Here is a 20,722-nt window from a genome sequence, read left to right as displayed (position 1 = left end):
ATATCGGCGCTGACCGCGCCTTACGCTGGGTCCCCGCTTTCGCGGGGATGACGGTTGAGGCAGGCCCAATACGATTCCATTGGAATCTGACCGACCCTGAAGGAGGGGCGCGAGTTCAGGGGGGCTTTACGTCCCCCCTTACTCCCCCATCCCCCACAATATCCCCCGCCGCAGCAGCTCATAATAGACCGGGTGTGACCAGGCACCGCGTTCGACGAAGGGGTAGAAGTCGGCGAGAGGACGGAGGTCGAAGCGGCCTCGGCAGTGGCCTAGCGTCAGGTAGAGGACTTCGCCGCCATGGCTGGGGCGGGTGTACATCACCAGATGCTCGGCGTCGGGCCAGTCGCTGTGGGTGAATTCGGGGGTCTGGCCGGCGAAGCGGGTGGTCAGCAGGGCGTGGTTGCCGGGGTGGAAGGCGCAGAGATACTGCTCATCCTCCACAAAGAAATCGCGCAGGCCCCGCGTCAGGGCGTGGTCCATATCGGCCACCTTCACCTTGAACCGGCCAATGGGGGGATGGGCCTGGAACTGGCTGCCCAGCATTTCCATGAAGCCGGGCGCACAATCGGGGCAGTCGACCTTGCCATCGGCCAGGAAATTCAGGATGGAGTTGGTGCCGTGCAGGGCGAACCAGCGCCGCCCCTTGCCCAGGAAATCGCGCAGGGCCGCCAGCCCGTGATCGTCCGGGACGATGTCGCAGGTATAGGTGATCAGCAGGTCGGCGCTGCGGATGGCGTCGGCATTGCTGTAATCATTCAGGATGGTGACGCGCGCGGTTTCATGCTCGGCCAGCAGCTTCAACAGCTCCAGCCGCGCGAAATCGATATCGTGATATTTGCCGCCGGCGATCAGGCAGACATCGAAACGGGTGGACATGCAGGCGGCCTCAGGCACGGGGGACGGGGCGGCGGATCGGGTCGTGGCCGTCCCAGTCACGGCTGGCGGCCTGAACCTTGGCGAAGAATTTCATCAGGGCGGGGGTCGCCTCAAACAGCTCCACCATGGTGCCGGGAAACGCGCCCTCATTATCGAAATAGGCAAAGCCGGTGCCGGCCTGGGTGCGGCCCCCCTGGGCGATGGTCAGGCCGTGGGCGGTGGCGCGGGCCAGGTCGGCGGCGTAATCGGCGCTGGCCACGCCGACATGGTGCAGGCCCTGGCGGCCCGCGTCCAGAAAGGCGCGGTAGACGCTGGGGGCGCTGTTCAACTGCTGCACCAGTTCGATCTGCACATCGCCGCTATAGGCGGTAGCGACGGCCATTTCGATATCGACGCTCTGCCCGCGATATGTCGTCTCGGCAAAGGCGACGCGGGGCAGCACGTAGAAGGGGCCGACGCCCAGCACCTCCACCCAATGGCGCATCGCCGCGTCGAGATCGCGGACGACGAAGCCGTTCTGCATGATGGGGCCGAAAATGCGGCTCATGATCCGGTGCCTTCCGTATGCTGGATGCGCGACGGGGATGGGATCGGGTCGGGCGCCGGGCTGCCCGTGGCGCGCAGGCGCACGAAGGAGGTGCTGTCGAAGCGGATCACCACCTCCCCCCGCTGGTTCACCAACTGATGATGCAGGGTGACGATGCCGGCGTCCGTGCGCTTGCCCGACGCGCGCTTTGACAGGACCACAGAGGTGGCGTGGACGATGTCGCCGGGGCGCAAGGGCGATGCCCAGCGGACATTGTCCCAGGCGATGCCGCAGACCCAGGCGATGTCGCCATTTTCCTCATGATCCAGCACGCGCCACAGGGCGCAATTGTAAAGCCCGCTGGCGATCAGCTCCCCGAACGGCGATTGTGCGGCCAGGGTGGCGTCGGTGTGGAAATATTGCGGGTCGTAGCGGACGGCGAATTCCGTCATGTCCGCCTCGGTCACGAGATGGTCGCGGCTGCGCGTCCGCTCCCCCACCATGATGTCTTCCCAGAAGCGCCAGCCTGTCATGGTCGCGCCCTCTCCCCCGTCTGTGGTCTGGTCCGGCCCTTGTTCCGGGCCTGTTGTATCAGTATGGGCAAAATCCTGTATGCATGTCGATGGAAAATGTATATTTTAAGCGGCAAAGCAGAAATTCATGCGGGAGGAACCATGCCCACCATCATTGCCACCGACCGGGAGGGCCGCGAACATGCGTTTGCCGCCGATCCCGATGCCTCGCTGATGCAGAATCTGAAGGATAACGACCTGGATGTGGCGGCCATCTGTGGCGGCTGCTGCTCCTGTGCCACCTGTCATGTCTATGTGGAGGGGGAATGGGTTTCCGTGCTGCCGCCGCAGGCCCCGGATGAACGCGAACTGGTGCAGGACAGCCCGCATTTCCGCGACGGCGTTTCGCGTCTGTCCTGCCAGATCCGGGTGACGGATGCGCTGGACGGGCTGCGCGTGACGCTGGCGCCGGAGGATTGAGGCGGGTGGCGGTGGGGTTGCCCTCACCCTCCCATCGGCTGGCGCCGACGGGCCCCTCCCTCTCCCACCTTCGTGGGCGAGGGGCGGAAATTTAGCCCCTCGCCCGCCTAGCGTCTGGGAGGGTGAGGGGACAACGCATTGGAAAAGATAAACATTGGGAGGGTTTCATGGGTCGCGTAAGCGGGAAAGTGTGCCTGGTGACGGGTGCGTCGATGGGGCTGGGCCGGGCGGATGCGCTGGCCCTGGCGCGCGAAGGGGCGGCGGTGGTCATGGCCGATGTGGCCGAGGCTGCGGGCGAACAGGCCGCCGCCGAGATCCGGGCCGAAACCGGGGCCGATATCGTTTTTATGCGCCATGACGTGACCAGCGAGGAAAGCTGGGCCGGGGTGATGGCGGCGATCCAGGCGCGGTTCGGGCGGCTGGATGTGCTGGTCAATAATGCCGGGACGGTGGTGATCGAAACGGTGGAGACCACGACGCTGGAACAGTTCCGCAAGGTGAATTCCGTCAGTTCGGAAGGCACCTTCCTGGGCTGCAAGCATGCTATCGGCCTGATGAAGCAGGGCGGGGGCGGCAGCATCATCAATATGTGCTCCGTCGCCACGCATCTGGGCTATCCGGTGTTCTTCGCCTATTCGGCGGCCAAGGGCGCGGTGCGCGGGATGAGCAAGTCCATCGCCATCCATTGCCAGATGCAGGGCTATAATATCCGCGTCAACACCATCCATCCCGGTGCCATGGACACGCCCATGGTCCGCGCCGCCAATACGGCCCTGTTCGGCAGCGAGGAAGAGGCCAAGAAGCACCTGCCCCCCATCGGCAGCCCCGAAGATGTGGCCGCCATGGTCCTCTATCTGGCCAGCGATGAAAGCCGGTTCGTGAATGGGGCGGAGATGGTGATTGATAATGCGGTGGTGATTGCCTGAGGGGGCTGGGGTTACCCTCACCCTCCCGGTGGCTGGCGCCACCGGGCCCCTCCCTCTCCCACCTTCGTGGGCGAGGGGTGAAGTTTTAGCCTTCCACCGTCACGAAAACCCGGCCATCGGCCACCCGCACGGGGAACAGGGTCAGGGGGCGGTAGCCGGCACCGCCGAGGCAGCGGCCACCATCGGCAAGGTCGAAGCGTGCACCATGCAGGGGGCAGGACAGGATGCCGTTGCGCAGCCTGCCATCCTCCAGCGTGCTGGCCGCATGCGTACACATGTTGCGCACGGCGCGTATATCCGGCCCGCTGCGGCAGAGCAGGATATCCTCCCCGCCGGCATCGACCCGGTGCTTGGCGCCATCGGCCAGGTCGGTGATGGCGCAGACGTCATGTTCCATGGGTAGCGTCTCCGGCACGAATATGGTCGGACCCTCACCCTCCCAAGCCTTGGCAGGCTTGGGCCCCTCCCTCTCCCACGTTCGTGGGCGAGGGGCGAAATTCTACCCTCGCCCGCTTGGCGGGAGAGGGAGGGGCCCGCCCGCGTTAGCGGGTGGGAGGGTGAGGGAGAAACGGAAAGCGGAGGTCACGACCGGCGTTGATCAAACCGGCGGCCCACCATGGCCGATGCGATGTTGATCTTCTGAATATCGACGGCGCCGCCGGCGATGCCCCAGCCCCAGCTGTCGCGCAGGCGGCGTTCCATGCCATATTCATGGGAATAGCCGTAGCCGCCCATCAACTGTACCGCCGCCCCCGTCACCTCGCGGCTGATTTCGTTGGCGAAACATTTCGCGACGGAGCTTTCCAGCAACGACGGCATGCCGTCTTGGGCGTTGCTGGCGGCGCGGTGGATCAGCAGGCGGGCGGCCTCCACCTTCATCTTCATTTCGGCCAGCTTGATCTGCACCGCCTGAAACTCCACGATGGCGCGACCGAACTGTTTGCGTTCCTGGACATAGTCGGTGACTTCCTCCAGCGCGCCCGACGCCTGGGCCAGCGACATGGTGGCGTTGCCGCAGCGTTCGAGATCGAACGCCTCCATCATCTTTTTGAAGCCGCCGGCACCGACGATCACATTCTCGCGCGGGATTTCGACATCATCGAAATAGATATCGGAACTGGGGATGCCCCGGAAGCCCATCAGCTGTTCATTGGCGCCGAAGGTTAGGCCCTTCATGCCCTTTTCGACAAAGACGGCGCCGATGCCCTTGGCACCCGCCTCTTCCGACATGCGGACATAGACGACATAGCCGTCGGCATGGCCGCCGCCCGAACACCAGCGCTTGGTGCCGTTCAGATACAGCTTGCCGTCGCGTTCGGTGACCTTGCTGGTCAGATCGGTCAGGGCCGATCCCGCCTCCGGCTCCGACATGGCGATGGCCACGATCATGTCGCCGCGACAGACGGCGGGCACCACCCGGTCGCGCAACTCCTTGGTGCCGAAATGTTCGATGGCGCGGACGGGGCCGACGCAGCTTTCAAACACCGGGAAGGCCACGGCGGAGGAGATCTTGGCCAGTTCCTCCAGAACGATCAGCGCTTCCAGATTGCCCAGCCCCATGCCCCCATACTCGGTCGGTATATTTATACCGAGAAATCCCATATCCGCATATTTGGCGATCCATTCCCTGGGGCAGGCCTCCCCCGTCAGGTCCAGATGTTTGGCCAGCGGGCGCAGCTGTTCCTGGGCGAAACGGCGCGCGGCCTGTTGCAGCTCCCGCTGCTCCTCGGTCAGTCGGAAATCCATGGACCTCTGTCCTCCCCATCCATGCCGTGGCGTCTTGTTCTTATGATCGAAAAGCGTCGGCGTGCTGAATTCGCAGGGCCTGCCGCGCCTCGTTGCGCGCTGGCCTCTTCCCATATCTATACGCAGAGACAGTTTTTTGTATACAGAAAAACGCCGATGCTGATATAAAGCCCGCAGAGCATGAAAATCAGCACATGCGCAGGCTTGCGCGTTCCCGCGTTCCGACGGAGCATGGGATCAAAGGCGACAAGGCCGGTTGCGCATTATGGGGAGGACAGAAAATGGATCTGGGTCTGAAGGGCAAGAAGGCCGTTGTCACCGGTGCGACCAAGGGTATCGGGCGCAAGATCGTGGAGGCGCTGGCCGATGAGGGCGTGGATATCGCCATCTGTTCGCGCACCGCCGAAGAGGTGGAGGAGACGCTGGCCGTCCTGCGCGCCAAGGGTATCAATGCCGTGGGCGAGGCCGTGAACGTCCGCGATGGCGAGGCCTATAAGGCCTGGATTGCCAAGGCCGGTGAGCAGCTTGGCGGCATCGACATCCTGATCCCCAACGTGTCGGGCGGGGCCGGCATGGACAGCGAAAAGAACTGGCAGCGCAATTTTGAGGTGGATGTGATGGGGTCGGTGCGCGCGGTCGAAACCGCCGTGCCCTTCCTGAAGAAATCCGGCGAGGGGTCGGTGGTGTTCATCGTCTCCACCAACGCCATCGAAACATTCGCGGCCCCCATGGCGTATAATGCGCTGAAAGCCAGCCTGATCACCTATTCCAAGCAATTGGGCCAGTTCCATGGCAAGCGGCGCATCCGGTTCAACGCCCTGTCGCCCGGCCCGATCTTTGTCGAAGGCGGCGCCTGGGACATGATCAAGACCTCGCAGCCCGATTTCTATAATGCCACCATCGCCGCCCACCCGTTTGGGCGCATGGGCAGTGCCGAGGAAGTGGCCAAGGCCGTCGCCTTCCTGGCCAGCCCGGCCGCCAGCTGGATCAACGGCACGCACCTGATTGTCGATGGTGGATATACAAAGGGCGTCCATTTCTGATCCAGGAGTGCGCGTCATGCCGATCAAACGGGTCAAGCCGGGTGATTTCACCCGCACCCCCATCGAAAAGGCCCCGGACCCGCAGCTGGGCCATGCCATCATCGCCAAGGAGCGCTACACCAGCCCCGATTTCATGAAACTGGAATGGGAGCGGATGTGGAAGCGCAGCTGGCTGATGGGCTGCCGCGAGGATGACATCCCGGAACCGGGCGATTATGTCTGTACGGAGATCGGGCGCGAGGCGATCCTGATCGTGCGTCAGGCCGATATGTCGATCCGCGCCTTCTATAATGTCTGTCAGCATCGCGGCAACCGGCTGGTCCCGCCGGGGATCGGCAAGCTGAAGACCTTCAAATGCGCCTATCATCACTGGGAATATGGGCTGGATGGTGACTTTGTCCGCATCCCGGACAAGGAGACCTTCCCGCAGGGAACGCCGTGCCAGGGATTGCCAGAGGTGCCGTGCGATACCTGGGGCAGCTTCGTCTGGTATAATCTGAACAAGGATGCCGAGCCGCTGCGGGAATTCCTGGGCGTCATCCCGGAACATCTGGACCCGTACCATTTCGACCGTATGGCGATGACCCGGGACTGGACCATCGAATGGGATTGCAACTGGAAAGCGTCCGTTGATGCGTTCAACGAGAGCTACCATGTGCAGGGCATCCATCCGCAGCTGCTCTATTACCTGGATGATCTGGATATCCAGATCGACTGTTACGGTCGGCACAGCCGCTATCTGGTGCCGTTCGCCACCACCAGCCCACGCGTGAAGGAAACGTCGGACATTCCGCCGCTGATCCGCCTGATCATGAAACAGGCAGGCATGGACCCGGCCGATTTCGATGGCAAGACGCGCGAAGTGCGGCTGGCGGTGCAGAAATGGAAGCGGGAGAATGGGGCGTCACAGGGTCACGATTATTCGGACCTGAATGATGATCAGCTGACCGATGATTATCATTACCTGATCTTCCCCAACATCACGATGAACGTGCATGCCGACGACCTGATGCTGTTCCGGCAGCGGCCGCACCCGACCGACCCCAACAAGATGTATTACGACCTGCAGAATTTCCGCCTGCTGAAACAGGGGGAGGAAAAGCCGGAGCGGCCCGAGCATCGCTTCTACCGCCATGGGGAGAAGTCGCTGGGTCAGGTGCTGGACCAGGACGCCTATAATTTGCCCGGCGTGCAGTTGGGGATGCAGTCGGAAGGCTTCCCCGGCCTGTGGCTGGGCGACCAGGAACTGCGCATCCGGCACTTCCACAAGGTCATTGATGATTATGTTTATGGGGCCGGCACTTCCAGCGTGAACGCAGAGTAACGCCCTCGCCCACGAAGGTGGGAGAGGGAGGGGCCCAAGCCGGAAGGCTTGGGAGGGTGAGGGAACAAGGCCGTGGTGCCACCACCCTCACCCTCCCACCCGCTAACGCGGGCGGGCCCCTCCCTCTCCCGCCAGGCGGGCGAGGGGCGAACCAGATGCCCCGATCTTTTCAAGGAACCAACCCATGCAACTCAACCGTGACGCCCTGCTTCAGGCCTATCGGCGCATGCGCACCATCCGTGAGTTCGAGGAGCGGCTTCATATCGAAAACCGCACCGGGGAGATTGCAGGCTTCACCCATCTCTATGCCGGTCAGGAGGCCGTGGCGGTGGGGGTGTGCGAGCATCTGACCGACAAGGATTGGATCGCGTCCACCCATCGCGGCCATGGCCATTGCATCGCCAAGGGATGCGATGTCGGCGGCATGATGAAGGAGATTTATGGACGCGCCGACGGCCTGTGCAAGGGCAAGGGTGGGTCCATGCATATTGCCGATCTGGACAAGGGTATGCTGGGCGCCAATGCCATTGTCGGCGGCGGCCCGCCCATCGCGGTGGGCGCCGCCATCGCCGCCAAGCTGGCCGGTGAGGGGCATGTCGCCGTCAGCTTCACTGGTGATGGCGGGTCGAACCAGGGCACGGTTCTGGAGGCACTGAACATGGCCGCCGTGTTGAAGGTGCCGAAGATTTTCGTGTTCGAGAATAATGGCTATTCCGAACATACCGGTGCCGCCTATGCGCTGGCCGGCCAAGACCTTGGCCGCCGGGTGGAAGGGTTCGGCATTCCCGTGTTCCGCGCCGACGGGTTTGATTTCTTCTCCGTCTATGAGGCGATGCGCCAGGCGCTGGAAGTGTCGCGCACGGGCGGCGGGCCGGCGGCGGTCTATGCCACCTGCACCCGCTATTTCGGGCATTTCGAGGGCGATCCCCAGAATTACCGCGCCAAGGGCGAGGTGGAGAGGTTCCGGGAAGAGAGCGACTGCCTGAAAGGCTTCCGCGCGCGGGTGACGGAGGCGGGCCTGATCGATGCGGCCACGCTGGACGCCATCGACGCGGAGGTCCTGGGCGAGATTGATGCCGCCACGGTTGCCGCGAAGTCAGCCGCCCCGCCGGTGCCGGCGGATGTGTTGACCGACGTCTATATCAGCTATTGAGCGGGAGAGGTTCGATGCCCGTCATCACCCTGCGCGAGGCCCTGAACGAGGCCCTGCATCTTGAAATGGCCCGCGATCCCCGCGTCATCGTCCTGGGCGAGGATGTGTCCGGCGGGGCCGGCGGCACATCGGGTCAGCGCGACGCCGCCGGCGGCATTTTCGGCGTGACCAAGGGCCTGATCCACAAGTTCGGCGAAGGCCGCGTGATCGACACGCCCATTTCGGAAAGCTGCATCATCGGGGCCGCCAATGGCGCGGCGCTGGCCGGGCTGCGGCCCGTGGCCGAACTGATGTTCGCCGATTTTGTCGGCGTGGCCATGGACCAGATTTTCAATCAGGCCGCCAAGTTCCGCTACATGTTCGGGGGCAAGGCACGCACGCCGCTGGTCATCCGCATGTCGTTCGGGGCTGGCATGAACTGTGCCGCACAGCATTCGCAGACCATCTATCCCTTCATGACGGCGGTGCCGGGGTTGAAGGTGGTGGTGCCGTCCAATCCGTACGACGCCAAGGGCCTGCTGCTGACCGCCATCCGCGATGATGATCCGGTGGTGTTCTTCGAACATAAGGCGCTGTACAGCCGCAAGGGCGAGGTGCCCGAGGGTGATTACGCGATCCCGTTCGGGGAGGCGGCGCTGGTCCGCGAGGGCGAGCATGCCACCATCGTGGCGCTGGGCCGCATGGTGCCGTTTGCCGAAAAGGCGCTGGAAAAGCTGAATGCCGAGGGCATTACCTGCGACCTGATCGACCCGCGCACCACCAGCCCGCTGGACGAGGAGACGATCCTGGAAAGCGTGTCGAACACGGGTCGGCTGGTGGTGGTGGATGAAAGCCCACCGCGCTGTTCGGTGGCGTCCGACATCGCCGCCATCGTGGCGCAGAAGGGCTTCCGCGACCTGAAGGCCCCCATCCAGATCGTCACCGCCCCCCACACGCCCGTTCCGTTCGCCCGCGAGTTGGAACGCGCCTATGTCCCCGGCCCCGCGCAGATCGAGGCCGCTGTTCGCAAGGTGCTGGCCGATGGCTGATATCCACCCGATCACCCTGCCCAAATGGGGCATCGAAATGTCGGAAGGCACCGTATCCGCCTGGCATCTGGCCGTGGGCGCCAGCGCCGAGAAGGGCACGGAGCTGGTCGATATCGAGACGGAAAAGATCGTCAATACGCTGGACCTGGAGGTTGGCGGCACGCTGCGCCGGCAATTGGCCCAGGCGGGTGACGTGCTGCCGGTCGGCGCGCTGATCGCCGTGCTGGCCGATGCATCGGTGCCGGAGAGTGCCATTGACGCGTTTGTGGCCGGGTACAGGGCCATTGATGTGTCGTTTGAGCCGAAGGAGGAGGGGGTGGGTTCGCCTGCTCCATCCTCTCCCCGTCATCCCGGCGAAAGCCGGGACCCAGGGGCCGCCAGTACGACATCGCCCCCTGCCCCCGCGGCCGAGAGCGCAGCGCCTGTGGCTCTGGGTCCCGGCTTTCGCCGGGATGACGAAGGTGGGCGGGGGGACGTATCAGCACTCGACCCCGCTATGCTAACCGCCCGCAATGAGGCGGCGCATGCCAGTCCGCTGGCGCGGCGGCTGGCCAATAAGCTGGGCATCGATCTGTCCACCCTGACCGGGACGGGGCAGAAGGGGCGTATCAGTCAGGAGGATGTGGAGAAGGCCGCCGCATCCCGCGGCACTGTCGCCCCTGCCCCTGAAGCAGAGCCTGTACCGGAACCAGTGCCCACCGGCCCCGAACCGCATGCCAGCCCCATCGCGCAGAAGATCGCGCGCAAGCTGGGCATGACCTTGCATGGCATCACGGGCACGGGTGCCAGAGGACGCGTATCGCTGGCCGATGTGCAGGCGGCGGCCAAGGCGCGCGGCCTGATCGCCGCACCCGCCCCCGTGGTCACCTCTCCTGCCCCCGCCGCCGGTCCGGCAGCGCGCAAGCTGGCCGGTGATCTGGGTGTGGACCTGTCGACCGTGACGCCCACGGGGCCGAAGGGGCACGCCACCAAGCAGGATGTGCGCGATGCTGCCGACCGGGCCACGGTCCCACCGGCTGCGGCACCCGCCTATGACCTGCTGCCCGTGACGGGCATGCGCCGGGCCATTGCCACGGCCCTGGTCAATGCCAAGCAGACGATTCCACATTTCTATTTGACGTCCGACGTCACCGTCGATGCGCTGCTGTCCTTCCGCGAACAGTTGAACGCACGCGCCAGCAGCCCGCGCAAGCTGTCGGTCAACGACCTGCTGATCAAGGCGGCGGCGTTGGCGCTGATGGAAGTGCCGGATGTGAATGTGCATTGGGCCGAGGATGGCATCCGGCGGTTCCGTTCTGCCGACATTTCCGTCGCTGTCGCTGTGGATGGCGGGCTGCTGACACCGGTGGTGCGCGGGGCCGATAAGCTGGACCCCTGGGCCATCGGGGCCAGGGCCGCCGATCTGGCCGACCGGGCGCGCAAACGCACGCTGGCCAAGGAGGATATCAGCGGCGGCAGCTTCACCATCTCCAACCTGGGCATGTTCGGCATCCGCCAGTTCCAGGCCATCATCAACCCGCCCCAGGGCGCCATCCTGGCCGTCGGCACGACAAGGCGGGAAGCGCGGGAAACGGCGGAAGGCGGGGTGCGCTTTGCCTCGGTGATGAGCCTGACGCTGTCCTGTGATCACCGCGCCGTGGATGGCGCGCTGGGGGCGAAGTTCCTGGCGGCGCTGGGCCGGCGGCTGGAAGATCCGATTGGGTTGGTGTTGTAGGGGGGCGGGGATGGGGTTGCCCTCACCCTCCCAAACGCTGGCGCGTTTGGGCCCCTCCCTCTCCCACGTTCGTGGGCGAGGGGTGAATTTTTAGCCCCTCGCCCGCCTGCGGGAGAGGGAGGGGCCCGCCCGTGTTAACGGGTGGGAGGGTGAGGGAGCCACGTCGCTATTTCCCCACCCGCGCCCTTCCCTGCCGCGCCACCAAGACCGGGGCCGCCACAATGCCCCCCTCAACCCCCCGCATGTACTCGGCATAGCGCCCGATGCGTTGCGCCAGTTCGCGCAGCACGCCTTCGCGGTTGGTCAATATATAGTGATTGTCGAAACGGATGATTGTGAAGCCGGCGCGTTCCAGTAGCGTTGTGCGCGCGGTATCAGTCGCTGGTCCATGCTGGCTGCCATCGATTTCCACGATCAGGTTCAGTTCGGGGCAAATGAAGTCCGCGATATAGCGGTCCACAGGCTCCTGCCGCCGGAATTTCAACCCCATGAACCGCCGGTCGCGTACCCAGCCCCAGAAGTGCCGCTCGGCATCTGTGGCGCTCCGGCGCAGATGCCGGGCGCGGGCATCGCCGGACATGGTGAGTTTCCGGTTGTAGTTTAAGATATGGATATGTTGGTTGGTTTGTGATTGTAGATCAAGAATATATTTCTTCTTTTGCGGGATTGCCCTCACCCTCCCGTTGGCTGGCGCCAACGGGCCCCTCCCTCTCCCACCTTCGTGGGCGAGGGTAAAAGTTTTAGCCCCTCGCCCGCTTGCGGGAGAGGGAGGGGCCCGGCGCGGTAGCGATGGGAGGGTGAGGGAACCACGTCACGCCCCTCAGAAATCGTCAAATTCCTCCAGCACCATCGGTTCCGCCAGGCAAGGCATCACGACGGGCACCAGTTCCTGGAACCAGGGCGTGGTGCAATGCACCTCGCGGAAATAATCCTGGGACGGGTGCTGTTCGATGGCGGCGTAGGCATGGGCGCGGCCACGGATTTTCTTGAACAGATAGACGCTGACATCCGGCTGATGGGCCAGCACCTTATCGGTCAGGGCCGTCATGGCGGCGACGAATTCCGCCTCCATTTCCGGCTTCACGAACAGCTTGGCGACGATAGTGTACATGAACCAAACTCCCGTCAGGCAGCGGCACCGGCCGCCAGTTCCGCTTCAAGCTGCTGGCGCAGCTTGTATTTCTGGATCTTGCTGGTCGACATGGGCCATTGCGTCACGAACCGCACATGGCGCGGCACCTTGAAGCTGGAGATTTTGCCACGGCAGTAATCCAGCACTTCCTGCGCCGTCAGCGATGTGCCGGGATGCAGTTCGATGAAGGCGGCGGGCACCTCCGACAGGCGCGGATCGGGCGCGCCCACCACCTGGCACATTTTCACCGCCGGGTGGGTGCCGATATAGGCCTCGATCTCGGCGGCGGCGACATTCTCCCCGCCGACCTTCAGCATATCCTTGGTGCGGCCATGGAACATGATGTTGCCATCGCCGTCCAGCGACCCGACATCGCCCGTATGCAGCCAGCCGCCCTGCAGCGCCTCTGCCGTCTTCACCGGGTCCTTGTAATAGCCGTCCAGCAGGCCGGGACTGCGCACCAGGATCTCGCCCTTTTCGCCCGCCGGCAGCGGGTCGCCAAAGGCATCGACGATCTTCACCTCAATCCCCGGCAAAGGCCGGCCCAGCCGTGTCGTCCGCACCTCGTAACTGTCGGAAAGGCTGCTGGTGCAGACGGTGCCCGCCGCTTCCGACAGGCCATAGGTGCCGACCTGGATGCAGTTGGGCATCGCCTTGGCCAGCATCTCCTTCATCGCGCCCGTCTGTACCGCCAGCGATGAATTCATCAATCGCATGGAGGACAGATCGGTGGTCGCGAAATCCGGGTGGTGGATCAGGTCGACCATGATGGGGGCAAAGCACGGGTATGTGGCCGTCACCTTATGCGTTTCGAGCATTTTCAGCGCCACGCCGGCATCGAAATGCTGCATCGACAGGTAGGTGCCGCCCTTGGCATAGATGGCGACCAGCGGCAGGATGGCCGCGATGTGGAACAAAGGCAGCGGCGACCAGAACCGGTCACGGTCGGTCAGCTCATACCGTTCCGCCAGCGCCTGGGACGTCCGGACAATCGCCTCATGGCTGATCAGACAGCCCTTGGGGTTCGACGTGGTGCCGGATGTGTAAAGGATGATGCCGGGCGCGCGGACCCGCGCAAAGGCCCTTCGTTCATGCACGGCTTCATCCGTCACCGCGTCGGCCATGGCATCGAACCGGTCCGCTGTGACGGTGAAGGGCCTTCCGCCATCGCCCAGCAGGATGATGGAGCGCAGGCGCGGGCAGCCCTTCAGCGACAGGGCCATCGGGTCCGTCTGTTCGGCCAGCCCCGCCAGCCCCTCACACAGGCGATCCACAAAATTCAGCTGATCGGCCACCTGTTCGGTGGTGATGATGGTGACCAGATCGGCATTGTCGGTGACATAGGCCAGTTCATGCGCGCGGTAACGGGCATTGATCGGCACCGTCACGCCGCCAGCCAGCGCCACGCCGAACAGGATATCGACAAATTCGATGCAGGACGGCAGCAGCACGCCGACATGGTCGCCCGGCTTCACCCCCATTGCCATCAGCCCCTTGGCATGGCGCATGGCGCGGGCCGCCAGATCGCGGTAGGTCAGGCTTTCATCAGGAAAGATCAGCGCGTCCGTGTCGGGCCAGGAATGGGCCGCCGACAGCAGCATGTCGCCAAGCGTGGTGGCATGGATGAACTGGTCGGCCTTGCTCATGCCGTCGAACCTTTCACGGATGCGTTCAGCGGATGGAAATATTCCCGCACATAGGGCCCGTCGAAACACGGGATCATCTGCGGCACGATCTCCGTGAACCAGGGCGTGGATTGGTGTTCATGTTCCGCCGCCTCATCGGGGAAGCTTTCCACCACCACGAAGCGGCCAGGGCCATCATCGGCCCGGTAGAAGGCGTAGTAGAGGGTCTTGGGCTCATGCGCGCGGACCTTCTCCGTCAGGGCCGTGGCGAGGCGGATGAATTCCGCCTCGCATTCCGGCTTGACGGTAAAGCGGCTGATGAAAAAGATCATCGCGGCTCCCCTGCCATGTAGCGGTTCAGTTCGACATGGAAATGGCGCAGGCGCTGTTCTTGTTCACCGAACAGCATGCCGTTGAACCCGCGTGAGCGCAGACCCTTCTGCACCACGGGCAACAGCTCGCTATCCTGATCCAGGACCAGACCCAGATTGGCCGGTTCGCCCAGCGGCACATGCACGCAATCGGGCCGCACCCGACCGGAAATGTCGGTGCCTTCCGGCAGGCCCATCCAGGCTGGCACATCATAATTGCCCGCCGCCTCTGCCACCGCACCCACGGGCCGGAACAGGATGGTGATGTCATAGAAGAAACGCTCGGGGTCTTCCGGGTGCGGGATGAAGCGCATCAGGAACACACCTTCCGGATGGCAGCCGATCTGCACATTCGGGAACAGGCCATAGGCAAAACTGTCGGTCAGCTGCGCGTCGGTCAGCTTTTCATAGCCAAGGCCCAGCCGTTCGGCGCGTTCACGCTTGGCCTTCTGGGCCGCTATGCGCACCTCCTGCGCCGTACCGGTGAAGCCCGCGGGGTCCAGGGCCGCGTCGGGCATCATCATTTTCAGCCCCTCATTCACGCCCAACTGGTCGGGCACACGCGGGCTGGGCCGGTAGAAGGGGATGCACATCCGGCTCATGCCATTGGGGAACAGGTCGTACTGGACGAAATAATCCTCCATCACGCCCTGGGTTTCCGGATGCACGGCATGCAGGTGGTAAACCTCGTAAAAGGCATCGACCCCGATCTTCCAGTTGGCGGCCCATTCGCTGCGCACCTGCCGGACCACATGCATCTTGTCGATCTGGTAGCTTTCCAGATGGTCCGCCACCGGACCCAGCCAGCCGCGCAGGTCGGGCGCGTCCGGGTTCATGGAGATGAAGACCAGACCGGCCAGCTCCTCACACCGAACCGCACTCATCCCCGGATTATGGCACACCACTTCGGGGCGGAACGTCTCCCGGTCGGTGATATTCTTCAGGCTGCCATCCAGGTTGAATTTCCAGCTATGGAAGGAACAGGCAAAACCGTTGCCCAAGCTGCCCAGGGCCGTATGCACCAGCCGGTTACCCCGGTGCGGACAGACATTATAGAAGGCGCGGACCTTGCCATCATCGCCCCGGACGACAACGATATTCTCGGCACCGATTTCGAACGTCGCGAAATCCCCTTCCTCGCGCACATCGCTGGACGGGCAGGCGATCAGCCAGGCCTTGGTCCACAGCTTCTCCCATTCCTGCGCCATCCAGCCCTTGTCGTAATATTGGGCGGGGTCGAACTTCTCGGTGCCATTCTCGATGAAGGGCGCCTTGGCGTCGACATCGCCCGGCCTGGCCGCCGGATTGATCGACCAGCCCTTGCGATAGTCGAAAGACGAACTGATCCCGTCCATGGATGATCCTCCCAGATCGCTGGTTCCCTGGAACTTCTTGTCGAGGCGGCGGTGCGCTTTGCTGTCGTTGGTGGGGCGACGTTATTCACGGTCAATTTTCGTCATCCCGGCGAAAGCCGGGACCCAGGGGCCAAGCGCCCAACCTGTCGGCAGCTTTGATCGATGTTACCGGAAGGTTTGATCCTGTGGCCCCTGGGTCCCGGCTTTCGCCGGGATGACGGGAAATGCATCGCGACTTCAGCACCCGCATCACAACGACAGGACAGAGGGCAAGCACCCACACCGATCCCGTTTGGTTTCGAAAAATATACACACAATGCCGTTTCTGTGTAAAATTAAAAAGTCGGAACCGCCGATTTTTGCTGCGGTGCGGCATACGATATGATGCAGTTGCATCCAAAAGCCGCAGAAATCCTAACTTTAAGCGTGCTTGAAGATTTACGAAAAACGGCTATATCCTGTATGCAAAGCAACAGACCGGGAAGGCCCGGTGGGGAGGATGGGACGTGTCACAGGTTCTGAGCGGGGTACGGGTGCTGGATTTCGGGCGCTATGTCGCCGGACCCTATTGCGCGACCCTGCTGGGCTATTTCGGGGCCGATATCATCCGCGTCGAACGGTTGGGCGGGGGGGAGGATCGGTTCATCACGCCGGTGACCGACGGTGGCGAGGGGGCGGGATGGCTGCAGATGGGCGTCAATAAACGCTCCCTGACCCTGAACCCGACAAAGCCGGAGGGGCGCGAGGTGGTGCGCCGCCTGGTCGCCACCGCCGATGTCGTGGTTGCCAACCTGCCGCCGCCGGCGCTGGCCGCCATGGGATTGGATGAGGACAGCCTGCGCGCCATCAAGCCCGACATCATCCCCGTGCTGATTTCCAGCTTCGGGGCCACCGGCCCCTGGGCGGCGCGCGGCGGGTTTGACGGGGTGGGACAGGCCATGTCGGGCGCCATGTATTTTTCCGGCACGCCCGAACAGCCGATGAAGGCCGGCGCGCCCTATGTGGATTTCGGGACCGGCATGTTCGCGGCCCTGGGCGCCATGGCGGCCCTGATGGAGAAACGCGCCACGGGACGGGGGCAGTCCGTGCAGGCAAGCCTTCTGGCCACCGGCGTCACCCTGTTCAACGCCTTTCTGGTGGAACAGGCGGTGACAGGCATCAACCGGGTCGGTACCGGCAACCGGGTGCAGACATCGGCCCCGTCGGACGTGTTCGCGACCCTGGACGGCCATGTCCTGATCCATACGGTGGGCGACGGGCTGTTCGCGCGCTGGTGTGACATGGTGGGGGAACCGGGCTGGAAGGCCGATCCCCGCTTTGCCAGTGATCAGTCGCGCGGCGACAATAATGGGGTACTCTGCGCCCGCATGGCCGACTGGTGCCGCACCCTCACCACCGATCAGGCGGTGGCGGCGCTGGCGGCGGCCGGCATTCCCGGCGGCCCCGTCCTGTCGCCGCAGCAGGTGCTGGACCATGCGCAGGTGCAAGCAACGGGCCTGCTGCAGCCGGTGGAATATCCGGGCCTGCCCCGCCCCGCCCCGGTCGCCGGCCCGCCCGTGACCCTGTCCGCCACCCCCGGCAGCATCCGGTCACGCCCGCCTACGGTGGGCGAACATACCGACGCGATCCTGAGCGAACTGGGCTATGACGCCGCCGCCATTTCGGCCCTGCGTTCGGCCAGGATCGTTTGACGTACACAAAATACGCGCTTTCTGTATGCAGAGTGATCTGCTATGTATGCGGAAAGATGAATGCCCACTGCCTCATCACATGAGGTTCAACGCCTCCCCGGCGAAGGCCGGGGCCCAGGGGCCCCAAGCGCCAGCCTCTCCGTCGCTTTCTTGGACGCAGCGGCGCGGTCTGATCGAGTGGCCCCTGGGCCCCGGCCTTCGCCGGGGAGGCGGTACAAGCGTATAAGAGAAGGAAAGGGAAGGACCATGGACGCCCTGGAGATCGACCGTATCAAGGCCGGCATGCAGTATGAGTCCACGCGGCAAGGCCCGCCGGATGATTTCCCGGAACTGCCGGAAATCCCCGCCGGCCGCTATGTCGACCCGGAATTCTATGAGCTGGAGCGTCAGGCCCTGTGGCGGCGCACCTGGGTATACGCGATCCATGCCGATGAGGTACCGGAGATCGGGTCCTACCTGAAATGGGACCGGCTGGGCGATCCGCTGTTCTTTGTGCGCGGCGACGACAACAAGATCCGCTGCTTCTACAATACCTGCCGCCACCGCGGCGCGCCGGTGGTGACGGAGGAAAAGGGCAAGGGCCGTGGCATGGTCTGCGGCTACCATGGCTGGACCTATAATCTGAAGGGCGACCTGATCAATCTGCGCGACAAGCGGGACTTTGTCGGGCTGGACCTGAAATGCAAATCGCTGATCGAGGTGCGGTGCGAGAATTTCGGCAATTGGCACTTCATCAATATGGATGAAAATGCCGGTCCGCTGATGGACTATCTGGCCCCCGTCGTGCCCGACCTGTCGGAGTTTCAGCCGCAAAATCTGCGTCTGGCCGACCGGCATGGGGTGGTGGTGGACTGCAATGTGAAGGTCCTGCTGGATGCGTTCCTGGAGGTCTATCACCTGAAATCCATCCACCAGAATACGGTCGACCGGTTCCTGGACCATCGCGGATCGTTCATGACGCTGTGGCCCGGCGGTCATTCCCGCATGGTCACCCCCAACCGCCGCCCCGGCTGGGAAGACCCTGGCACCAAGGGCCTGCCCGACATCCCGACCGTGGGCGAAATCCCGCGCACGGCCAATGTGTCGATCAATGTTTATCCCAATATCGTGGTGCCGCCGGCACCGACGGGCATGCCCTTCATCGTGTTCTGGCCCATCGATATCAGGCGCATGTATATTGAGGTTTGCTGGTTCTCCCCCGACTGGGGCGATGGTCCGCGCCCTGACATCTGGGAAACCCGGATTTCAAACTTCGACCGTATCCTGGAAGAGGATACGCAGTTCGCCGACAGCATCCAGAAATCGGTGGAAAGCGGCGGCTTCACGGGCATTTCGCTGAATTATCAGGAACGTCGGATCTACCATTGGCATGAAGAACTGGACCGCCGCATCGGTGATGCGGTGCCAGAGCATCTGCGGGTGGCGCAGGTGTTGGGGAAGTTTATCGAGGCGGCGACGGCGGCTTAGTTTTCCTGAGGCGTTGAGCCCTCACCCTCCCATCGCTTGGCAGCGATGGGCCCCTCCCTCTCCCACCTTCGTGGGCGAGGGGCGAAATTCTACCCTCGCCCGCATCGCGGGAGAGGGAGGGGCCCGGGTCGCAAGGCCTGGGAGGGTGAGGGGGCACCGTTTGTCATTTCCGAAAGGTCCCCCCAAGTGACCCAATCCCCCACCGGCATCACCGGCTTTGGTGCCTACATCCCCCGGCTGCGCCTGTCGCGCAAGGCGATGGCGGCGGCGCTTGACTGGCTGGACCCCAATCTGGCGGCCCAGGGCAAGGGAGAGCGCGCCGTTGCCAATTGGGACGAGGACAGCCTGACCATGGCGGCGGAGGCGGCGCGCGATCTGCTGGCCGCCCGTGCACTGTCGCCCGACCGGCTGGTTTTCGCCTCCACCTCCCTGCCCTTTCAGGACCGGTCGAATGCCGGCCTGATCGTTGACGCGTTGGGTCTCGGTGAGACCACGCGCCCCGCCGATGCCACCGGCAGTTTGCGGGCCGGGACCAGCGCGCTGCTGTCCGCCCTGGAACAGACGGCCACGACCCTGCTGACATCCGCCGACCGGCGGCTGGCGCGGCCGGGTTCGGTGCAGGATTTCACCTATGGCCATGGCGCCGCCGCCGTGACGGTGGGGCACGGGCCGGGGGTGATCGCCGAATTCCTGGGCGGGCACAGCATCTTCCGCGATCTGGTGGACCATTACCGGGCCGGGGGGGAAAGTGCTGATTACGTTCTGGAGGAACGGTGGGCGCGTGATGAGGGCTATCTGAAGATCGTGCCCGCCGCCGTGGCGGGCGCGCTAACCCAGGCCGGGATCAGCGCCGATCAGGTGGATCATTTCATCCTGCCCGGCACCATGGCCAAGATCCAGGCGACCCTGGCGGCCAAGCTGGGAATGCGTGCCGACAGCGTGGTCGATCCCCTGGCCGCGACCGTGGGCGATACGGGGGCGGCGCATGCGCTGCTGATGCTGGCCGATATCCTCGGCCGGACGCAGCCGGGGCGCATCATCCTGCTGGTCGGGTATGGGCAGGGGGCGGATGCCATCCTGCTGCGCACCACCAAGGCGCTGACCGATTTTATCCCCGCCACGGGGGTTGCCGGGTGGCTGTCGCGGCGGCAGGCGGAGAGCAGCTATCTGAAGCACATGTCGTTCTCCGGCATGGTCGACATGCATTTCGGGATGCGGGCCGAACATGACAAGCGCACGGCCCATACCGTCGCCTATCGCAAGCGCGACATGATCAACGGCCTGACGGGCGGGCGCTGCAGCGCGTGCGGTTGCGTGCAGTTTCCGCGCACCCGCGCCTGTGTGAACCCCGCCTGTGCGGCCATCGATACGCAGACGCCGGAAAGGCTGGCGGACGGGGCGGCATCGGTGAAGACCTTTACCGAGGATTGGCTGGGCTTCACCCCCTGCCCGCCGCTGGCCTATGGCAATGTCCAGTTCGCCAATGGCGCCAATGTCATGATGGAATTCACCGATATCCAGGCAGGACAATTGTCGGTCGGACTGCCCGTCCGCCTTGTCTTCCGCCTGAAGGATGATGACGAGAAGCGCGGCTTCCGCCGGTATTTCTGGAAAGCGACGCCCGCTGTCGCCAGCAAGGCGTGAGGGTGTGGCTAATGATGGCCTTGTTGCCCTCACCCTCCCAAACGCTGACGCGTTCGGGCCCCTCCCTCTCCCACCTTCGTGGGCGAGGGGAGAAGTTTGCCCCTCGCCC

General features: G+C 64.0%; 20 protein-coding genes. 10 read left to right on the top strand and 10 right to left on the bottom strand.

The features are described 5' to 3' along the window. Positions 1-138 precede the first annotated feature (138 nt). From ACODSP_RS27125 to ACODSP_RS27115, 3 genes are read right to left on the bottom strand one after another with little or no spacing between them, the layout of a single operon-like run. The gene (locus tag ACODSP_RS27125) at positions 139-876 is read right to left on the bottom strand and encodes a ThuA domain-containing protein (RefSeq protein WP_488968638.1); all 738 of its coding nucleotides are present in this window, start codon (positions 874-876) and stop codon (positions 139-141) included. 10 nt (positions 877-886) lie between these two features. Then, positions 887-1,423, bottom strand: a complete 537-nt coding sequence (locus ACODSP_RS27120) for a VOC family protein (protein WP_488968637.1) — start codon at positions 1,421-1,423, stop codon at positions 887-889. After that, entirely contained in the window at positions 1,420-1,935 is a 516-nt protein-coding gene (locus tag ACODSP_RS27115; protein WP_488968636.1) for a MaoC/PaaZ C-terminal domain-containing protein, read from the bottom strand. Before ACODSP_RS27115 ends, ACODSP_RS27120 begins: the two co-directional genes overlap by 4 nt. A gap of 141 nt (positions 1,936-2,076) precedes the next feature. On the opposite strand from ACODSP_RS27115, the gene ACODSP_RS27110 reads away from it, so the two are divergent. Both ACODSP_RS27110 and ACODSP_RS27105 read left to right on the top strand, forming a co-directional pair. Beyond that, a complete protein-coding gene (locus ACODSP_RS27110; RefSeq protein ID WP_488968635.1) occupies positions 2,077-2,394 on the top strand; it encodes a 2Fe-2S iron-sulfur cluster-binding protein in 318 nt (105 codons plus the stop codon). 167 nt (positions 2,395-2,561) lie between these two features. Further along, positions 2,562-3,320, top strand: coding sequence for an SDR family oxidoreductase (locus ACODSP_RS27105; RefSeq protein WP_488968634.1), 759 nt, complete (start codon positions 2,562-2,564; stop codon positions 3,318-3,320). A gap of 85 nt (positions 3,321-3,405) precedes the next feature. Here ACODSP_RS27105 and ACODSP_RS27100 read toward each other — a convergent pair whose 3' ends face one another. Both ACODSP_RS27100 and ACODSP_RS27095 read right to left on the bottom strand, forming a co-directional pair. Next, on the bottom strand, positions 3,406-3,717 hold the full coding sequence (locus tag ACODSP_RS27100; protein WP_488968633.1) for a Rieske (2Fe-2S) protein: 312 nt from the start codon (positions 3,715-3,717) through the stop codon (positions 3,406-3,408). Positions 3,718-3,902: 185 nt separating this feature from the next. After that, a complete protein-coding gene (locus tag ACODSP_RS27095) occupies positions 3,903-5,066 on the bottom strand; it encodes an acyl-CoA dehydrogenase family protein (protein WP_488968632.1) in 1,164 nt (387 codons plus the stop codon). Positions 5,067-5,347: 281 nt separating this feature from the next. Here ACODSP_RS27095 and ACODSP_RS27090 point away from each other — a divergent pair, with 281 nt between their 5' ends. From ACODSP_RS27090 to ACODSP_RS27070, 5 genes are all read left to right on the top strand, one after another. After that, positions 5,348-6,109, top strand: a complete 762-nt coding sequence (locus tag ACODSP_RS27090; RefSeq protein ID WP_488968631.1) for an SDR family NAD(P)-dependent oxidoreductase — start codon at positions 5,348-5,350, stop codon at positions 6,107-6,109. A gap of 16 nt (positions 6,110-6,125) precedes the next feature. Continuing rightward, positions 6,126-7,433 carry an aromatic ring-hydroxylating oxygenase subunit alpha gene (locus ACODSP_RS27085; RefSeq protein WP_488968630.1) on the top strand — a complete coding sequence of 436 codons (1,308 nt, stop codon included), beginning with the start codon at positions 6,126-6,128 and terminating at the stop codon, positions 7,431-7,433. A gap of 184 nt (positions 7,434-7,617) precedes the next feature. After that, complete coding sequence (locus ACODSP_RS27080; RefSeq protein WP_488968629.1) at positions 7,618-8,586, top strand: thiamine pyrophosphate-dependent dehydrogenase E1 component subunit alpha; 969 nt, start codon at positions 7,618-7,620, stop codon at positions 8,584-8,586. 14 nt (positions 8,587-8,600) lie between these two features. Continuing rightward, positions 8,601-9,614: an alpha-ketoacid dehydrogenase subunit beta gene (locus ACODSP_RS27075; protein ID WP_488968628.1), complete on the top strand. Its 1,014-nt coding sequence runs from the start codon at positions 8,601-8,603 to the stop codon at positions 9,612-9,614. Next, complete coding sequence (locus ACODSP_RS27070) at positions 9,607-11,328, top strand: dihydrolipoamide acetyltransferase family protein (RefSeq protein ID WP_488968627.1); 1,722 nt, start codon at positions 9,607-9,609, stop codon at positions 11,326-11,328. Before ACODSP_RS27075 ends, ACODSP_RS27070 begins: the two co-directional genes overlap by 8 nt. Before the next feature lie 166 nt (positions 11,329-11,494). Here ACODSP_RS27070 and ACODSP_RS27065 read toward each other — a convergent pair whose 3' ends face one another. The 5 genes from ACODSP_RS27065 to ACODSP_RS27045 all read right to left on the bottom strand — a co-directional run bounded on the left by ACODSP_RS27065 (position 11,495) and on the right by ACODSP_RS27045 (position 15,811). Then, positions 11,495-11,908, bottom strand: coding sequence for an endonuclease domain-containing protein (locus ACODSP_RS27065; RefSeq protein WP_488968626.1), 414 nt, complete (start codon positions 11,906-11,908; stop codon positions 11,495-11,497). 240 nt (positions 11,909-12,148) lie between these two features. After that, positions 12,149-12,439, bottom strand: a complete 291-nt coding sequence (locus ACODSP_RS27060) for a putative quinol monooxygenase (protein ID WP_488968625.1) — start codon at positions 12,437-12,439, stop codon at positions 12,149-12,151. Positions 12,440-12,453: 14 nt separating this feature from the next. Then, a complete protein-coding gene (locus tag ACODSP_RS27055) occupies positions 12,454-14,106 on the bottom strand; it encodes a class I adenylate-forming enzyme family protein (RefSeq protein WP_488968624.1) in 1,653 nt (550 codons plus the stop codon). After that, complete coding sequence (locus ACODSP_RS27050; RefSeq protein ID WP_488968623.1) at positions 14,103-14,417, bottom strand: putative quinol monooxygenase; 315 nt, start codon at positions 14,415-14,417, stop codon at positions 14,103-14,105. The genes ACODSP_RS27055 and ACODSP_RS27050 overlap by 4 nt, the downstream gene beginning before the upstream one ends. Continuing rightward, positions 14,414-15,811 carry an aromatic ring-hydroxylating dioxygenase subunit alpha gene (locus ACODSP_RS27045; protein WP_488968622.1) on the bottom strand — a complete coding sequence of 466 codons (1,398 nt, stop codon included), beginning with the start codon at positions 15,809-15,811 and terminating at the stop codon, positions 14,414-14,416. Before ACODSP_RS27045 ends, ACODSP_RS27050 begins: the two co-directional genes overlap by 4 nt. A 506-nt stretch (positions 15,812-16,317) precedes the next feature. Here ACODSP_RS27045 and ACODSP_RS27040 point away from each other — a divergent pair. The 3 genes from ACODSP_RS27040 (at position 16,318) to ACODSP_RS27030 (ending at position 20,613) form a co-directional block, all read left to right on the top strand. Beyond that, positions 16,318-17,502: a CaiB/BaiF CoA transferase family protein gene (locus ACODSP_RS27040; protein WP_488968621.1), complete on the top strand. Its 1,185-nt coding sequence runs from the start codon at positions 16,318-16,320 to the stop codon at positions 17,500-17,502. 246 nt (positions 17,503-17,748) lie between these two features. Continuing rightward, positions 17,749-18,969 (top strand): aromatic ring-hydroxylating oxygenase subunit alpha, encoded by a 1,221-nt coding sequence (locus tag ACODSP_RS27035; protein ID WP_488968620.1) that lies wholly within the window; start codon positions 17,749-17,751, stop codon positions 18,967-18,969. Positions 18,970-19,155: 186 nt separating this feature from the next. Continuing rightward, a complete protein-coding gene (locus ACODSP_RS27030; protein ID WP_488968619.1) occupies positions 19,156-20,613 on the top strand; it encodes a 3-oxoacyl-[acyl-carrier-protein] synthase III C-terminal domain-containing protein in 1,458 nt (485 codons plus the stop codon). The last annotated feature ends 109 nt before the right edge of the window (positions 20,614-20,722 follow it).

Source organism: Niveispirillum sp. FG156 (assembly GCF_057809555.1).
Note: the sequence above shows the minus strand (reverse complement) of the source record. Positions and strands in the feature narration are given on the sequence as shown.

Coding starts and splice junctions, on each gene's coding strand:
- ACODSP_RS27060 (WP_488968625.1), bottom strand. CDS start 12,439: ATGTACACTATCGTCGCCAAGCTGTTCGTGAAGCCGGAAATGGAGGCG.
- ACODSP_RS27045 (WP_488968622.1), bottom strand. CDS start 15,811: ATGGACGGGATCAGTTCGTCTTTCGACTATCGCAAGGGCTGGTCGATC.
- ACODSP_RS27085 (WP_488968630.1), top strand. CDS start 6,126: ATGCCGATCAAACGGGTCAAGCCGGGTGATTTCACCCGCACCCCCATC.
- ACODSP_RS27115 (WP_488968636.1), bottom strand. CDS start 1,935: ATGACAGGCTGGCGCTTCTGGGAAGACATCATGGTGGGGGAGCGGACG.
- ACODSP_RS27105 (WP_488968634.1), top strand. CDS start 2,562: ATGGGTCGCGTAAGCGGGAAAGTGTGCCTGGTGACGGGTGCGTCGATG.
- ACODSP_RS27120 (WP_488968637.1), bottom strand. CDS start 1,423: ATGAGCCGCATTTTCGGCCCCATCATGCAGAACGGCTTCGTCGTCCGC.
- ACODSP_RS27090 (WP_488968631.1), top strand. CDS start 5,348: ATGGATCTGGGTCTGAAGGGCAAGAAGGCCGTTGTCACCGGTGCGACC.
- ACODSP_RS27055 (WP_488968624.1), bottom strand. CDS start 14,106: ATGAGCAAGGCCGACCAGTTCATCCATGCCACCACGCTTGGCGACATG.
- ACODSP_RS27110 (WP_488968635.1), top strand. CDS start 2,077: ATGCCCACCATCATTGCCACCGACCGGGAGGGCCGCGAACATGCGTTT.
- ACODSP_RS27070 (WP_488968627.1), top strand. CDS start 9,607: ATGGCTGATATCCACCCGATCACCCTGCCCAAATGGGGCATCGAAATG.
- ACODSP_RS27065 (WP_488968626.1), bottom strand. CDS start 11,908: ATGTCCGGCGATGCCCGCGCCCGGCATCTGCGCCGGAGCGCCACAGAT.
- ACODSP_RS27050 (WP_488968623.1), bottom strand. CDS start 14,417: ATGATCTTTTTCATCAGCCGCTTTACCGTCAAGCCGGAATGCGAGGCG.
- ACODSP_RS27095 (WP_488968632.1), bottom strand. CDS start 5,066: ATGGATTTCCGACTGACCGAGGAGCAGCGGGAGCTGCAACAGGCCGCG.
- ACODSP_RS27075 (WP_488968628.1), top strand. CDS start 8,601: ATGCCCGTCATCACCCTGCGCGAGGCCCTGAACGAGGCCCTGCATCTT.
- ACODSP_RS27080 (WP_488968629.1), top strand. CDS start 7,618: ATGCAACTCAACCGTGACGCCCTGCTTCAGGCCTATCGGCGCATGCGC.
- ACODSP_RS27125 (WP_488968638.1), bottom strand. CDS start 876: ATGTCCACCCGTTTCGATGTCTGCCTGATCGCCGGCGGCAAATATCAC.
- ACODSP_RS27035 (WP_488968620.1), top strand. CDS start 17,749: ATGGACGCCCTGGAGATCGACCGTATCAAGGCCGGCATGCAGTATGAG.
- ACODSP_RS27100 (WP_488968633.1), bottom strand. CDS start 3,717: ATGGAACATGACGTCTGCGCCATCACCGACCTGGCCGATGGCGCCAAG.